Origin of the sequence: Hymenobacter setariae, from assembly GCF_007713685.1 — a bacterium.
GTDB classification, from domain to species: domain Bacteria; phylum Bacteroidota; class Bacteroidia; order Cytophagales; family Hymenobacteraceae; genus Hymenobacter; species Hymenobacter setariae.
The window spans coordinates 71,489-86,023 of sequence record NZ_VMRJ01000002.1 but is presented as its reverse complement, the minus strand read 5'-3'; the positions used below and the strand labels follow the sequence as shown (position 1 = coordinate 86,023).

Annotated in this window: 11 protein-coding genes; 1 reads left to right on the top strand and 10 read right to left on the bottom strand. The window is 62.5% G+C overall.

Annotated elements, in window-relative coordinates:
• Positions 1-16 precede the first annotated feature (16 nt).
• The 9 genes from FNT36_RS06890 to FNT36_RS06850 form a co-directional block, all read right to left on the bottom strand.
• Positions 17-982, bottom strand: coding sequence for a hypothetical protein (locus tag FNT36_RS06890; protein ID WP_144845804.1), 966 nt, complete (start codon positions 980-982; stop codon positions 17-19).
• 71 nt (positions 983-1,053) lie between these two features.
• The gene (locus FNT36_RS06885; protein ID WP_144845802.1) at positions 1,054-2,811 is read right to left on the bottom strand and encodes a PorT family protein; all 1,758 of its coding nucleotides are present in this window, start codon (positions 2,809-2,811) and stop codon (positions 1,054-1,056) included.
• Entirely contained in the window at positions 2,808-3,386 is a 579-nt protein-coding gene (locus FNT36_RS06880; protein WP_144845800.1) for an RNA polymerase sigma factor, read from the bottom strand. Before FNT36_RS06880 ends, FNT36_RS06885 begins: the two co-directional genes overlap by 4 nt.
• 243 nt (positions 3,387-3,629) lie before the next feature.
• Positions 3,630-5,426: a hypothetical protein gene (locus FNT36_RS06875; RefSeq protein ID WP_144845798.1), complete on the bottom strand. Its 1,797-nt coding sequence runs from the start codon at positions 5,424-5,426 to the stop codon at positions 3,630-3,632.
• Between the two features lie 97 nt (positions 5,427-5,523).
• A complete protein-coding gene (locus FNT36_RS06870; RefSeq protein WP_144845796.1) occupies positions 5,524-7,809 on the bottom strand; it encodes a DUF4175 domain-containing protein in 2,286 nt (761 codons plus the stop codon).
• Positions 7,809-9,407 carry a BatA domain-containing protein gene (locus tag FNT36_RS06865; RefSeq protein ID WP_144845794.1) on the bottom strand — a complete coding sequence of 533 codons (1,599 nt, stop codon included), beginning with the start codon at positions 9,405-9,407 and terminating at the stop codon, positions 7,809-7,811. Before FNT36_RS06865 ends, FNT36_RS06870 begins: the two co-directional genes overlap by 1 nt.
• Positions 9,408-9,542: 135 nt before the next feature.
• Positions 9,543-10,418 carry a DUF58 domain-containing protein gene (locus tag FNT36_RS06860; protein ID WP_144845792.1) on the bottom strand — a complete coding sequence of 292 codons (876 nt, stop codon included), beginning with the start codon at positions 10,416-10,418 and terminating at the stop codon, positions 9,543-9,545.
• A 131-nt stretch (positions 10,419-10,549) separates the two neighbouring features.
• Entirely contained in the window at positions 10,550-11,527 is a 978-nt protein-coding gene (locus tag FNT36_RS06855) for an AAA family ATPase (RefSeq protein ID WP_144845790.1), read from the bottom strand.
• 50 nt (positions 11,528-11,577) lie between these two features.
• The gene (locus FNT36_RS06850) at positions 11,578-12,201 is read right to left on the bottom strand and encodes a DUF4159 domain-containing protein (protein WP_144845788.1); all 624 of its coding nucleotides are present in this window, start codon (positions 12,199-12,201) and stop codon (positions 11,578-11,580) included.
• A 216-nt stretch (positions 12,202-12,417) separates the two neighbouring features.
• On the opposite strand from FNT36_RS06850, the gene FNT36_RS06845 reads away from it, so the two are divergent.
• Positions 12,418-13,041, top strand: coding sequence for a porin family protein (locus FNT36_RS06845; protein ID WP_144845786.1), 624 nt, complete (start codon positions 12,418-12,420; stop codon positions 13,039-13,041).
• 141 nt (positions 13,042-13,182) lie between these two features.
• Here the strand turns inward: FNT36_RS06845 and FNT36_RS06840 are convergent, their stop codons facing one another.
• On the bottom strand, positions 13,183-14,508 hold the full coding sequence (locus FNT36_RS06840) for a TldD/PmbA family protein (RefSeq protein ID WP_144845784.1): 1,326 nt from the start codon (positions 14,506-14,508) through the stop codon (positions 13,183-13,185).
• Between the last annotated feature and the right edge of the window lie 27 nt (positions 14,509-14,535).

Here is a 14,535-nt window from a genome sequence, read left to right as displayed (position 1 = left end):
TCTGCTTAAGTTACTATCATAACTGCCTGATTAGCCGCACGGCATCGGCTTCGCTTACGGCGGTTAAGGTGGGCGTCACGACCAAGCCATTCTGAGTGGTAAGTGGTTGCGAGCCAAAGTAGAGTTGGCCATTGACAGATTGTAGTACCGCGGCCACCATGTTGGCGCCAGTCGGCAACTGGGCTATCCAGTTGGTTTTGACTGTTCTGCTAGGGTATAAACGAGCTAAGCCGTTGAGGCTAGTAACTCGTATAAAAACCTGGGTCGAACCAGTGCTAGCTGCTGGGATAGCAGGTACCTGCACCGCAATGGTTCTTATGGGAGCCGATTGATAGAGCGACCACAAGCGGTCAATATTCCACCAGCTAACTGAGTCTAGCGGGATGGGCGTGTAGAAAGTAGGCTGAATGCCACCGAGGCGGATGCTATCATTACCAGCTTGCGCGGGCAGTGCCCAGCCCGCCGAGTCGGGTACTGGAGTAGCTAGCTGCTGCCAGAGCAGTTGCTGGCCGGCGCTCGCGCCTGCGGGCAGTGGTGAAGCTACCACCACGCGGAAACCGCTGGCCAGCCGCAACCGAGTGCCATTCTGCCAGACCTGAATGCTAAACTCACCACCCGAAATCAGCACCCGCCGGTCGCCGGTGGTTTGGGTGGGCATATTGCTCAGTATCATATCAGGTACTGAGTAAATTTCACGTACCCGCACTTGCGCGCTGCCAGTGGCTGCCGCGCCAGTGGGCAGCAGAAAGCCATCGGCAGGGAAGGTGAGCGTAGCCCTGCCCGTGGTAGTAATGACCTGCGGCGCCCCACCCGGGCTAAGTGTAATATTGAAAGATTGGACGGGCGCCCCGTTACGCTGCGTAAATTCGGAGAGCGATAGGTTGGAGGTAGGCGTAGGGGCGCACTCCACTAGGTCATCTTTGCGGCAGCCGGCCGCCAGCAGCAACCCGGCCAAGCCGAGCAAGAGAAACAAACGATTCATAAAAGCCAGGAAAAAAGGTGGAAGAGGACAATAGCACTAGGTAGAAGCAGCCGGCCGGCCTACTTCGGTACTTAGTGCAAATCCCAGGAAAAACCAGTGAGTAGCCCCAGGCTGAAGGGCTGACGGCGCGTGAAGCCAGTGGCATCGCTGCGCACAAAAGGGGTAATGATGTAGCGCGCGGTGGGCTGCACTACCCATTGCCAGCGAGAAGCTGGCCCCCCGAGCCGGTAGCGTAAGTCGAGCCCCAAGCTGAGCGCCAGCGTCAAGGGGCGATAAGGTCCGGTCTTGGCTGAATCAGCTGGATATACCCGCTGCTGGCAGCCACAGTCGCTACCCTCGGTGCTGCGGCCGCCTAGGTACCAGCTGGGCTCCACGCCAAACAGCAGACCCCAGGCCAGCCGCTGGCGGGGCACGCCCAGCGCGTAGCTCACCTGCACCGGCAGAGTAAGCACGCGGTACACATCGCGCTGCCGCACCGACCTAGGGCTACGGCCGCTGGTGTCAACAATACCAAGGGCCAGCCGGGTAGCGTACTCGTGGTATCCTAGGCCAGCGGCCAACGCCCAGCGGCCCGACAGCACTCGCCGCACTTGCACCTGCGTGCCGAGGCCTAGCGCCGGCCGCTCGAGGCGGGCAAAATCGGGATGCCGGGCCGCCAGCGTGGGCGCCGGGCCTAGGGTGCGATAGCTCAGGGTAGGCCCGGCCAGCACCAGCACCGACCAACGCCCCACCCTAGGTAGGGCCGGCTGCACGGAGTCGGGCCGAGCGGTAAGTGCTGGCTGAGGCAAGGCCAGTGGCAATTCTAGCGCTACCGTGTGTAGTGCCAGGGAATCGAGTTGGCTGGCCCGGCCCACTGAGGTACGCGGCCCAGCAGCTAGCTCAGTACTACCTGGCTGCGGCTGCAACCGGGTACCAGCACTAGCCCGCTGAGTAGCTGAGTAGGTTTTGGCTTGGCGGCTAGCTCGGTTAAGAGCAGTTTCGTACGGTACCGAACGGTGCTGCTTGGAGGGGCTTTGCGGAGTGAGAAAACCTTCAGCCCGAGTACGGTGCCTTTTGCCGCGAGCCGTGACCGACCGGCCGGCTTCTATCGAGAAAGCTGCATCAGGGCTTACTGCTTTTACTGACTTCTTAACCCGCGACTCCGGCGCGGCCGAAAGCCCAGTCGAAGTAATGGAAGTTTTACGTCGGCGTGTGCTAGTGGGTGTTAATGATGGCTGCTTCAGTATCCGCTCACTATAGGCACGGTCGCCAGTTATATCTGCCGTGAGAGGCAGTCCGCTCGCATCTGCGGAAGCTGTTTTGCCGATGCGCGAAGGGCGCCCGGTTGGTGAGTGAGCTGAAGCATTAGGAGAGACAGTTGGCTGGGCTAGGGTGTTGGTCGCAGCAAGTGTTGTCGCCGTGGCAGTGGTAGCAGAAAAAGGAGAGGCAGCTACTGGTGAAGAAGTAGAAGAGCTAGCAGTTGCTACGGCCCCCGATTTAGCAGGAGCTATTTTTGGACCTGCGTTCCTAGGTGGGTTAGGGGCGATGAAATCATGCTTTAACATCTTGCCCGCCAGCTGCCGCTCAGCAGTAGTTGCATGGCCTCGCTGACCCATCTGCCCACGCAGAACAGCAGTGGTGGTAACGGCCACTACTCCCAGCAGCAAGAGTAGCAGCAGCGGCCGTGTGCGTTGCCACCAAGGGCGCGGCGGTGGTAGCTGCTCTCTAATAGCGGCCCAGGCGCTAGGGGGCGGGGCCTGGCCGTAGTCGCCCAGGCGCTGCCGCAGCGCCGCCAGCAGCGGGTCGCTGGCGTCGTCATCGGGGCGGGGCGGGGTCGGGCCTGCGTTCATGCTTGATAAAGATTTTTGTAGTTGGCTAAGCGTAGGCGCTGAGCTAGGAGTTGGCGCGCACGGGCGAGCTGCGACTTGCTGGTGCCCTCAGAAATACCCAGCAACTGCGCGATTTCGGAGTGAGAATAGCCTTCAATGGCGTAGAGATTGAGTACCGTGCGGTAGCCGGTAGGCAGCGCCGCTAGGTGGCGCAGTAGGTCATCGGCCGCCAGGGTGTCCAGAGCGGAGGGCTCTAGGCTGGGCAGGTCGGCCGCGTAGTCGTCGAGCTCGTCGGCGCCGGTGCTGGTGGGGTGGCGCAGGCGGTGCTGCGCCACGGCGTGCAGCGCGGTGTGCACCGCCACCCGCCGCGCCCATGCTTCGAAAGGGCCATCGCCCCGGTATTGGTCGAGGCGCGTAAATAGTTTGACGAAGGTGTTTTGCAAGGCGTCTTCGGCCTCGGCTCGACTCGAACAGTAGCGTAGGCAAACGCCCATGAGACTGTAGGAAAGCTGATTATATAGCTGAAACTGCGCGGCCTCCTCGCCCCGGCGACAGGCCGCGAGCAGGGAGTCGGAGATAGCAGTAGCAACTGGCATAAGCAGAAATAGAAGCGGACGCCTGACCTGATAGCAGCGGCATCGGGGGCTTGACCGTCAGGCTGCGCTAACGGTTGCGTAGGCTAAGAAAAAATTCTGAGTTAGTCTGCTAACCGCGACTAAAGCGCGCCTTAGGCAGTAGCAGCGACTAAGACCTTTTAAGAAAGCTCATAACTAAAGAGGCGCCGTGCAAAACACAGCGCCTCTTCAAGAGTCAGCAGCTTAAAGCCTATTTTTACAGCATTATAGCTTCTCCTCTAGCCACAAAAAGCCAGCAGCTAGCAGGAGCAGCCCGAAAAACCAGCCGGTGGGCCACGGCTCCTGCACGGCACCAGGTGCGTTACTGCCAGCCTTGAAATCCCCTAGGTGCCGCGCCAGTGCCTGCTGGCGCTCAGCCAATTCGGGCCCACGCCAAGCAGCCGAGTCATAAACGAAGAAGTTGTAAGCCGTACGGCCGGGCCCTTGCACTTGGTGCCAGCCCGCCGCGCTTGGCCAAAACTGCGCCGCGCTCCACTCAGGTAGGCGGGTGTCCTGCCCCAGGGCTAATTGCACGGCCGCTCCGCCCGCTAACGGGTGCACGGTAGGCAGCGCAGTGGGAGCGGGCATGGCCCCACTCAGGCGTAGGGTCAGCGGCTGGTGCGGCCGGGGCCAGCGGTTACTCAGCTGCCAGGTAGCAGCCAGCGCGGGTGGTGGCGTGGCCGCACCAAGCAGTTGGCTCCAGAAGGCGCCGTAGGCCGTTTCTTGGCCTTGTAGCGCCCACCGAAACGTGTTAGGAACTACCGAGACTACCATGGTACCTAGGCCATAGCGCCGGCTGGCAGCTACCAGAGCCGCGTTGGGGCCACTCACCAGCGGCTTCAGCGTGGCCATGGGCCGCAAGTGGGCAGGTAAGGTAGTGCGCAGACCAGCCGGGCCGCCGGGCCAGGTTACCGGCTGCGGGTTGGCGCTGGGGCCGGTAGTGGGCTGGGCCACGATGCTGAAGTCGGCGCGAGCGGGCGCGGCAGTGGGTAGCGGCGCCACATCGGCCAGTACTACCAGACCTAGGCGGCCAGCCTGGGTGGCGGCGCGCAGCGCTTGGCTTTCGGTGGGAGGTAGGGCGGCCAGCGTGGCGGCATCGGCCACTACCACGGCGTACCGATTGAGCAGGGCCGGCGTAAGATGGTCGAGCGCTTGGGCGGGCTGGTTAAGAAACTCAGTTTGAACCAAGCCTTTGCTCACGGTGCTGCGCAAACCTACGGCCCGGCCCTGTGCCGCGAGGTTATTTTTTAGAAATTTAAATTCGAACGAAGGCACAGCGGCCAGCAGTAGCACGGGCGGCTGCTCAGTGGTCGTTACTTCAATCGGCACGGGCTCGGTGGCTACCACGCGGCCAGCTTGGCGCAGCACTAGCTTAGGCAATTGCCGCCCTGCGACTTTGGGCAAGTAGCGTAGCCGAAAGGTGCCGCTCTTAGTCAGCCGTACCGAGTCGCGCCCGGTGCCAACGGCGCGCAGGCTCACCCAAGCCACCGCCTTAGATGGGGCTACTGCACCTTCTACTACTAGTGTCTGACCTAGGCGCAGCTGAGGGTTCCAGTGCGCCTGCCGAAAGCCCTCGATGGCCGGTGCCCCGTGCGCTTGCAAGGGTACATTACCCAAGGCGCCTAGGTCAGCGGCAGGCAGGCCATAGCCTAGCACGTGCAGTTGGCGCAGAGCTGGGCGCTGCTCAGCCAGGCTTAGCAGGCTACCTAGGGGCCGGGTGCCAGCGGGCGCGGGCACGCCGTAGCTCCACACCGGCGTGCCCATCCCGAGCCGCCGCTGCAACTGGCGCAGACTGTCGGGCTGGTAGCCTTCGGTAAGCAAGATGGCGGCCGACTGTGTGGTCGGCACCGCCCGCGTAGGTGGATAGGCGCTGAACCAAAGCCCTAGAGGCACCAGCGCACTAGCTAATACGCGTAGCAGGCGCCGCCGCGGGTTGGGGCGCCGCCAAGCGGCTACTACTAGCCACACGCCGAGCAGTATACAGCCACTCAGTAGCAAATAATGAGCTAAAAGAGAAATCAATACGCGATAAGAAAATGATGTGTCAAATAAGCAGTAAGGCCGTGCTTCTTATAGTTAATAGCGTAGCGGTGGACTTTACGAGTCCACAGTAGTACACTTATTGGCCTAGCTCTTGGAAGTAGCGACGCGCCAGGCGGTTGGGTGCCACGGCTGGGGCGGCGGTGGGGGTAGGAGAGGGGAGCAGGTCGGCAAGGGCGCGCTCGGCTACCGATAGGCAGCTGGCACAGGGCATGCGGCCAGCGCGTGCATCGGTGGCTAGCGTGCGTAGGGCACGTAAGGCGGGTAGATAGGCGCCGGGCTTTTGAAGAGCGGCTTGCGCCAGCACTTGGCTAGCCTGGTCGAGGGTGGTGGCATCGGCGGCGCGGCCGGGCTGGCCGGCTTGGGCAGTCGCCAGCCAGCGCAAGGCCCCGCGCACGGCGGGCTGGGCGGCGGGGGCCAGCACGGTGCCGGTGAGGTGCGGCGCGGCGGCACCTTTCAACTCGCCAGTGAGGCGCAGGGTAGCCTCCGGGAAAGGCTGGGGCGTAACGCCGGCTTTCTTAACGTAGGCGCGAGTTTGCTGCTGCACTTCTTTTAGCAGGCGCAGGGCGCGGTACTCGTAGGGGCGCGCGGCCTCGGGCTGACCGGTGCGCAGGCGCAGCTCGGCGGCCCACATCTCGTCGAGCACGGCGTGCAGCTTGGCCTTCACGGCGGGTTCCAGGAAGTCGGCGGTTTCGGCGTCGTCGTGCTTATGGATGTAGGGGTCCATCAGCGCGTCGGTTTCAGCGGTTTGTGAGCCTAGGGTGCCGGGGCGGGGCGGGGCCGCCGTGTGGCTGTGGTCGTGGTCATGGTCGTCGTGGTCATCCTCCGCAATGGGGGCGTGGGTGGCAGGCTCGGCCGTTGGTGCATCGTCGTCTTCGGCAATGGGCGAGTGCGAGGGGCCAGCCGTTACGCCCAGACCTTTTTCCGATTCTTCCCCTAAAAACTTGCCGTAGCGCAGCCGTAGCGATTGCTGGTCGAAGCCTAGGGCATTGGCCCGGTTCGTAAACTCGGCATGCGTGAGCTTTTTGCGCTCGGCAATCAGCTTTTCGGTATCGATAATTATCTGGCGCTCACTGCGGAAGTAAGCGGGGGCGGTATTCACGCCCATGCCCATGTCGAGGGCACTAGTAGCGGCGGCCGTGTCTTGCCACTGCACCAAGTAAGTGTCGGAGCGGGCGCTTTGGCCGTGAGTATCGCGAGCTTGGATGTAGAAGTATAGCTCATCGCCGTAGGTCATGCCCAGTTTGGGCAGGCTAAGCAGGTTGCTGAGCGTACCCTGCGTGGGCTGGCCACCTAGGGCCGCGCTCAGGTCGCGGCGCACTTCCTTGAATTTCACCGCCTCGCCCTGCCCCTGCGCCACCGTAATGACTAGTTCAGCGTGGCTCAGGCCGTAGTCGTCGCGCAGGGTGGCGCGCACTGGCACCTCGGGCTTGGTGCCAATAGCCGCGATAAGCGTGTACGGCTTCGGGGTTTGGATGCGCACCACCGGCACTTGGTCGGGCCGCACATCAATGGCATAGTCGTCAGACACCTGGCCGGCGTAGCGCAGCCGATACAGAGCCGGGGCGGCCAAGGTTTGCTCCGTAAAATAGGCCCTGGGTTGTCCCGCCACCGGCTGTAGCGGCTGGCGCTGCTTCCCTATTTCTAGTATGGGAGCGGACTGCACAGCGCGATTTACCTCCACTACCCAGCGTACCCGCGACCCCTGCGGGCACTGAAACGACGCCTGCGCGGGCACAAACGCCGCCCGCCGCGTGTAGGCCGGCGGCGTCACGAGCAATCGCACGTTTGTGATGCGCGCTGGGCCCGCCGCAGTTGGCTTCTGGGTGGGGTCAGGGGTGAAGTGCACGGCTACGCTGGCGGGCGCAACCGCTTGCTGGGCGGGGTGCACCAATGTGAGTAGTCCCGCGCTGGCGAGTAGCAACCCGGTTATGAGTAGTGATTTCTTAAACGAAAAGGGCAGCAGTCCCGCACCGTTCGCCAGGAGCTGACTTAGCTGCTGCGCTACGTGCGCCTGCTGCAACTGGCCCAGCAGATTAGGCTCGGCGGGTGCCAATAGCAGACCGGTGCTGTCTTCGAGCTCAGCAAACTGCCGGTCGAGCCGCCGTGCCACTGCCGCTGGCCCTAGGTGCCGCAGCGGCCACAGTTGCCACACCGCGATAAGGACCACGCCCACGCCGGCCGCAACTAGCCAGGGCCGCCCAGTTGGCCACGCTTGTGCCAGTACACCGAGTAGCACACCGGCCGCCAGCGTAGGCAGCAACACTGCCGCCGCGTAGCGCCAAGCATAATGCCGGCCCACTTCCTGAATGTGCTGCCGGGCCTGCCCTAGGTCAGTCGTTGCTGCGAAATCGACGGTCTGCATTATACCGGAGATGATAAAGTAAGGGCCGCCCGACGGCTGGCCAACCAACGCTCTAGGGCCAAAAGCAAGCCCGCCGCCAGCACCAGCCACGGCCGTAAATCGAGCAGCCGGAAGGCCGTGGGAGCGGGCGGCCCGGCTACTCTGGTGGCGGGGGCGGGTAGCTGGGCGGGGTCGAGGCGGCGCTGGTCGTGGACGGTCAGGCGCGCTAGGGCGGCGCCCGTTGGCTCGGGCCGCAGCACGCCGAGCAGCAGCGCGGGTAGCGCTGGGCTGTCGGGTAGCTCGCTCCAGGTGGGGTGGAGGCGGGTAGCAAAGTAATAAGACGCCCCCTGGCCTTGGGCCTGGCGGGTGAGCACGGGGCGACCTAGGCCGTCGGTCCACAGCGGCTCGGCGGTAGCGCTAGCCTGCTGACTAGCCCGCCGCCAAAGGCTGACCGGGGCCGCTACCTCGGGGCTGAGTGCGGCGAGCGCGCTCGTATCGGCCACGCCCGGCCCGGCCGCACTTTGCCAGAGGTGCAGCCCTTGGCCCACGCGCCCGCGCCAAGCCGCGGGCATCGGCGCCGCCGATAGCCAGAATAGCCAGTCGGGCGCGCTCGCCGGGTCGGGTAAGGTAGAAGCTATCGTCAGGGCCAGCGGGCCGGGCAAGCCGGCGCTGGCCGCCCGCAGCGCGGCCCGCAGGTAGCGTGCATCCTGGACATAAGCGGGTGTGGTGTACACCCACACGCGCAGGGCGGCGGGCTGCACCGGCACGGCGGCTAGCGCGCGGCCCGAATCGGCGGCCGTGGCGGGTAGCGGTTGCACCTGCGGCTGGCCGTTGCCAGGCGTTTCGTAGCGCAGGGGTGGTAGGTTGGCGCCGGCGAGCTGTTGCCCCGCCGCGGGCCGCGCCACAGCTACCGTGCGGAAAGTGGTTTGCCGCTCGGTGCTGCTACCTAAGAGTAGGCGTAAGCTGTCGCGGCTACTGTTGGTGGCTTGCAGCCAAGTGGTTTCGGTGGTTAGTGGCAACGTCTGCCAGGTCAGATTAGCGGGGAGCTTGCTGTGGGTGCCCTGCGCGCCACGCAGCGTGGCCGGCGTCAGCACATATAGCGGCTGGCCGGCAAAGGTGTCAGCTGCCTGCCTGATGCGCTCCCAATAAAAGCCCGCTGTAGCAGCCCGCCGTAGGGCCACTACACTATCCGGTAGCCGACCTAGGGAATCGGCCCGCCAAGCGGCACCCGAAATTTTGGGCAGCCCCTGGCCCAGCCAGCGCAGGGCGTAGCCGCGCCGCCGCAGCGAGTCGATGCTTGGCCGCACGGCGGCCAGCGAGCGAGTGCCCGCTAGTTCGGGGCTCACCAGCACCTGCCCCCGGCCACCTGGCAGCACCTGCCGCCACACCGGGCCCGCCACCGCCACGGCCAGCACAGCCAGCAGCGCGGCTCGCAGCAAGAGCAGCAGCACTTGCTCGAGGCGCAGGTTGCGCAGGCGGCGGTTGGCGCCGGCCGTTAGCCAGCGCAGGCTGCCCACTGCTACCTCCTGCCCCGGCCGGCGGTTCCAGAGGTGGATGGCCAGCGGCACCAGCAGGCCAAGCAAGGCAAACAGCGCAGAAGGAGAGGTGAGGGTGAACAAGTTAAATCAATTAAAAACTGTCATGGCAAGGAGGACGACGAAGCAATCTTTCCTTATCGTGAGTAAACGTCAGGTATACGTGAAGGAAAAATTGCTTCGTCGTTCCTCCTCGCCAGGACAGGCAGCTGTATGCTGCTATCCCATTTGTTGTCGGCGTTTCAGAAACTCGCGCAGTGCTCCATCCAGCGGCTCGGCGGTATTCAGCAAATGGTAATCGAGCCCCTGCCGCCGCGCCTGTTGGGCCGTGTCGCGCAGCCACGCTTGTAGCTGCTGCTGGTAGGTCCCACGCTGCTGGTCAGCGTCGAGCTGAACGGTTTGGCCAGTTTCCAGGTCGCGAAACGTGACGGGGCCTTTATAGCTAAAATTTAGTTCGTTGCCAGCCACCAGGTGCAGCAGTAACACGTCGCCACTGGTGGCCCGCAGCCGACCTAGGAGGCGGGTTATTTCCCCGTCTTCCTCGTACAAGTCGCTCACGCATACCGTGAGCGCCCGCTGGCGGCGGGCCGTGAGGGGCGCTAGCGTAGTTGTGCTCGGGAAGGCGCCGGTGGCCTCGGTAGTTTCGAGGGCGTGGTAAATGCGCGGCAGCTGGCGCGTATCCGAAAGGGCACCTAGGTGCTGCAAACCGGCCGGACTCAGGATGCTCAGGCCCACCGCGTCGCCCTGCTTTTGAGCCAAGTAAGCCAGCGCGGCCAGCAGCAGCCGGGCGTAGTCGAGCTTGCGGAGGCCGTTGTCGTCGCGGTGGTTCATGCTGGCGCTGGCGTCGAGCAGGAGGTTTACCGTGAGGCTAGTATCTACCTCCGATTCCCGGATGTAGTAGCGGTCCGAGCGCGCGGCTAGGCGCCAATCGAGGCGGCGCAGGTCGTCGCCGGGCAGGTAGGGGCGGTATTGGCTGAACTCCATGCCCACCCCATGCCGCCGGCTGGCGTGGGCACCGGCCAAAAAGCCTTCGGCCGCTCGCTTGGCGGCGAGGGGCAGGTTGCGCAGGGCAAAGAGAAGTTCGGGGGTGAGCATAATACCGTTGTCATTGCGAGGAGGAACGACGAAGCAATCGTTCCTTCGGAGTACTCAGAGGTTAGCAACTGGACCTAAGCGAAAAGGAAAGATTGCTTCGTCGTTCCTCCTCGCAATGACAACCAGTTTGACTATACCGCTACAGCCTTCAGCAACTCGCGCACCGCGTCGTCCGGCGTCAGGTTTTCGGCTTCGGCGTTGAAATTCAGCAGCACCCGGTGGCGCAATACTGGTGGCGCCAGCGCCTTGATATCATCGAGCGTGGCAGCGAAGCGGCCTTGCAGCAGTGCGCGTGCTTTGGCGCACAAAATGAGCGCCTGGCCGGCCCTAGGTCCCGCTCCCCAGCGCCCGTAGTCCTGAATGAACTTGACGGTGGATGTGGCTGGGCGCGTGGCCCGTACCAGTCGGTTCACGAAGCTCAGCAGCTCGGGGCTCAGGCTGACTTGGCGTACCAACTGTTGCAGTTGCCGAATATCTGCCCCGCCCAGAATAGGCTTTACCTCGGCGCGGGCGCCGCCAGTGGTGCCGCTTAGCACCGCCATTTCTTCCTGCTCGGTGGGGTAGCCAATGCGCACGTACAGCAAAAAACGGTCGAGCTGCGCCTCGGGCAGTGGGTAGGTACCGCTCTGCTCGATAGGGTTTTGCGTAGCCAGCAAGAAGAACGGCTTGGGCAGTGCGTGCTCCTGGCCAGCGTAGGTGACATGGCCTTCCTGCATGGCCTCCAGCAGCGCTGCTTGGGTTTTGGGTGGCGTGCGGTTTATCTCATCAGCCAGGACGAGGCTAGCGAAAATGGGCCCCTGGTTGAACTTGAACGAGCGGTGCCCCGTGCCATGGTCTTCCTCCAGCACTTCGGTACCTAGGATGTCGGTCGGCATCAGGTCGGGCGTGAACTGGATGCGGCGAAACGGCAAGTCGGTGGCCGAAGCCAGCGTGCGGACCAGCAGCGTTTTGGCTAGGCCTGGCACGCCCTCTAGCAGGGCGTGGCCGCCAGCCAGCAGCGCCACTAGTACTTCGTCGAGCACCGATTCCTGGCCTACGATGATTTTGCCAATCTCCGCCTTGAGGACGGGCAGCTTAGCGAGGAGCGTTTTAACGTCTTGTTCGGTCATTCGTAGAGATTTCTAATGCAAATGCTTCGTAATGTGTTTGATAAAAGCTCCTAGCTCAGTGCGTATAGCAGGATGTTGACCCCGAACTTGGTGTTGTCCTCGGCCAAGAAGCGTTTGTTTCTAAAGTCGTAGTCCCACTCGCAGCCGTAGTCTTTGTTGGAATAAAGGACACCTAGGCGGCCGTTTATCTCCACGCCTTTCAGGTAATCGTGCACCAGGTCGTCGCCCCAGCCATTGAGCTCGAAGCCCGTATTGGGTGGGCCGTCCTTGAATTTGAAGAACTGGCTGTAGATGGGGTGGGTCTTCGGGATTTTCTTTAGCGCCGTGGCGCCGAAGCAGGCGCGCATCTGCTCCTCGAAGGAGCGGGCAAATAGGCCGTCGATGTCGTGGTTGCAGTCGTCCACGAATACGAAGCCGCCGTTGCGCACGTACTGCGTGAAATTCTTCTTTTCCTGGGCCGAAAACTGCACCAGCCGGTGGCCGCTGAGGTAGCAAAAAGGGTAGTTGAACAGCTCGGGGCTGTCGAGGGCCACCACCTTCTCCTTGGGCTCGACGGGCACAGTAGTGTATTGCACCAGCGAGTGCAGCAGGTTGGCCGGCATGCGCTCGTCTACCGCGTCCCAGTCGCCGGAGTGGTAGCTGAGGCGCACAAACGTGAAAGGAGCAGCGGGCATACGTAAAAGTTAAGCTAGCAAATAAAGGCAGCCGGGGCACCTAAATGAAACAAAGCGACGCGGTTGGTTGCGCGGTAGCGCATTTTTTCTCTAGTTATTCTGGCCGAAGCTCACCATAACTCCATTGGTTGAGGGCCCGTTAGTGCAAGCGGCCGTACTATTTCGGCTGGTATCCCGTTAGCCCTTTTGGTATTCTACCACTAAAAAATTATCCTCATGAAAGCTCTCGTCCTTCCGGTAGCCGCGCTGCTCACTTTAGCCCTTGCCCCCAAAGCTCACGCCCAGTTCGGGGTGAAAGGTGGCGTCAACTTCGCCCAGCTGCAAGGCCGCTCGGGTGAAGATGCCAGCTACAAGACCTTCTACCACGTGGGTATCTTGTACCAGGCCAACATCCTAGGGCCGTTGTCCATTCAGCCCGAGCTGCAATACTCGGTGCAGGGCAGCGACCTCAAAGGCGCCTTTACCGATTACGAAACCAAGCTACATTACTTCACGGTGCCCGTGCTGGCTAAAGTAACCCTAGGCCCCATTTTCGTAGAGGCTGGCCCACAGTTTGGCTACCTCGTGAGCGCCAATGAGAAGGGTCAAGTGCAGGTTAGCAACACCAACGGCTCGGCTAGCTACGGCCAGGTCGACCAGTCCTCGACCGGCAACTACAAGCGTGGCGATTTCAGCCTAGCCGCTGGCGCGGGCCTGAAATTCAGCGCCCTCTCCATCGGTGCCCGCTACGTAGCCGGCCTCAACGACATCAACGACGTGAAGAACCTCAGCGGCGTGAACGACCCTAGGTTGCAAAACCGCGTGTTTCAGCTCTACGCCGCCATCCAATTCGGCAAGTAAGAGCTAAAAAACAGCTAAATCAGGCTCCTCAACCGCCTGTCATGCTGAGCTTGCGAAGCATCTTCTCACGCTAGGATTGGTAACTCCAACGTGAGAAGATGCTTCGCAAGCTCAGCATGACAGGCGGGTTTTTTGTGGTTGCTACACGGCGTCGGACAGACTCGTGAAGGTGAAATCGCGGATTTTCAGCGGCGGCACTAGGCAGTTGGCCAAGCGTTGGGGCCGGCCGATGGCCTCCACGTTGTTGAGCATGATGATAGGGCTTTCGTTGAAGCGCATGTTCTTGATAGGGAACTTGATGGCGCCGTTTTCGATGTAGAACGTGCCATCACGCGTCAGGCCCGTATACAACAGCGTTTGCGGGTCTACCTCGCGGATGTACCACAGGCGCGTGACCAGAATGCCCTTGGCGGTGCTCTTGATGAGCTCGGCGGTGCTTTGGGTGCCGCCCGTCATGATAAAGCTGCTCGGGAAAGCCGTAGGCGCCACGTTGTTCTTCTGAGCCCAAAAGCGCGAGTAAAACATGTTTTTTACCACGCCTTTTTCCACCCAACTCATGCGCTTGGTGGGCAGGCCCTCGCCATCGAAGGCATTACCCGGTACCTCGGCATTCAGCGGGTCGGAGTAGATGTTGACCCGCTCATCGAAAAGCTTTTCGCCCTTGCGGTTGCCGCCGCCTTTCTTGGTCAGGAAGCTGCGGCCCTCGTCGGCCTCGCGGGCACCCATGTTGTACACCAAGCCACCTAGGAGCGAGAGGTCATCGCCCGCCATCAGCGCGGCCGGCTCCAGAATAACGGTGTACTTGCCCGGCTCGATGGCCTTGGCTGTTACCGACGAAGCTGCCTTGTCAGCGGCCCGCTGGGTCAACGATTTAAAATTGAGCTTGCTAGGGTCCGTGGCATCAGCAATGGCGTAGCCCGAGCCACGCCCATCGGCGGTGCGCACCGTCACCGAAAAGTCGGTGCTGGTTGATTGCTGGTAGCTTTCCAGGCCCTTCGAGTTGCGCAGCGCCGTGAAGCGGGCGCCGCCATCCAGAAAGCCCGCCGCCGTGAGGTTCTTCGCCGAGCACAGCCCAATGCTGTCGGCCGCAGCCTGGGCGCGAGTGGCCGGCGTGAGCAGCGTAGCCGCCGTCGAGGGCGGGTTGAGGTAGGTTTGGGGACCTAGGAGCGGCATGTACTCGGGGCTCTCGGGGGCGAGGCGCGCGATTTCTTCGGCGCGCTGCACGCAGCGGCGCAGCGTAGCCTCGTCAAACTCGTTGCAGGTGGCAATGCCCGAGCGCTTGCCGAAGCGCGACTCGACGGAGAGCGACACCGTATCGGAGGCGCCGGCCGTGCTCACGCTGTTGCGGGCGTAGCGAATGTTGCCAGTGGTGCGCCCGTCAAGTCCGACGGCGCACTCGTCGGCGGTGCTGTAGGACAGCACCTTTTTTAGTAAAGCCTGGGCTTCGTCTTTAGAGAGAATAGCCATTGGATAAGTTGCTGATAGTAAGAGATG

What these genes read in the sequence shown, in the direction of transcription:
- FNT36_RS06890 (WP_144845804.1), bottom strand. Translation starts at nt 982, where the DNA reads ATGAATCGTTTGTTTCTCTTGCTCGGCTTGGCCGGGTTGCTGCTGGCG.
- FNT36_RS06885 (WP_144845802.1), bottom strand. Translation starts at nt 2,811, where the DNA reads ATGAACGCAGGCCCGACCCCGCCCCGCCCCGATGACGACGCCAGCGAC.
- FNT36_RS06880 (WP_144845800.1), bottom strand. Translation starts at nt 3,386, where the DNA reads ATGCCAGTTGCTACTGCTATCTCCGACTCCCTGCTCGCGGCCTGTCGC.
- FNT36_RS06870 (WP_144845796.1), bottom strand. Translation starts at nt 7,809, where the DNA reads ATGCAGACCGTCGATTTCGCAGCAACGACTGACCTAGGGCAGGCCCGG.
- FNT36_RS06860 (WP_144845792.1), bottom strand. Translation starts at nt 10,418, where the DNA reads ATGCTCACCCCCGAACTTCTCTTTGCCCTGCGCAACCTGCCCCTCGCC.
- FNT36_RS06855 (WP_144845790.1), bottom strand. Translation starts at nt 11,527, where the DNA reads ATGACCGAACAAGACGTTAAAACGCTCCTCGCTAAGCTGCCCGTCCTC.
- FNT36_RS06850 (WP_144845788.1), bottom strand. Translation starts at nt 12,201, where the DNA reads ATGCCCGCTGCTCCTTTCACGTTTGTGCGCCTCAGCTACCACTCCGGC.
- FNT36_RS06845 (WP_144845786.1), top strand. Translation starts at nt 12,418, where the DNA reads ATGAAAGCTCTCGTCCTTCCGGTAGCCGCGCTGCTCACTTTAGCCCTT.
- FNT36_RS06840 (WP_144845784.1), bottom strand. Translation starts at nt 14,508, where the DNA reads ATGGCTATTCTCTCTAAAGACGAAGCCCAGGCTTTACTAAAAAAGGTG.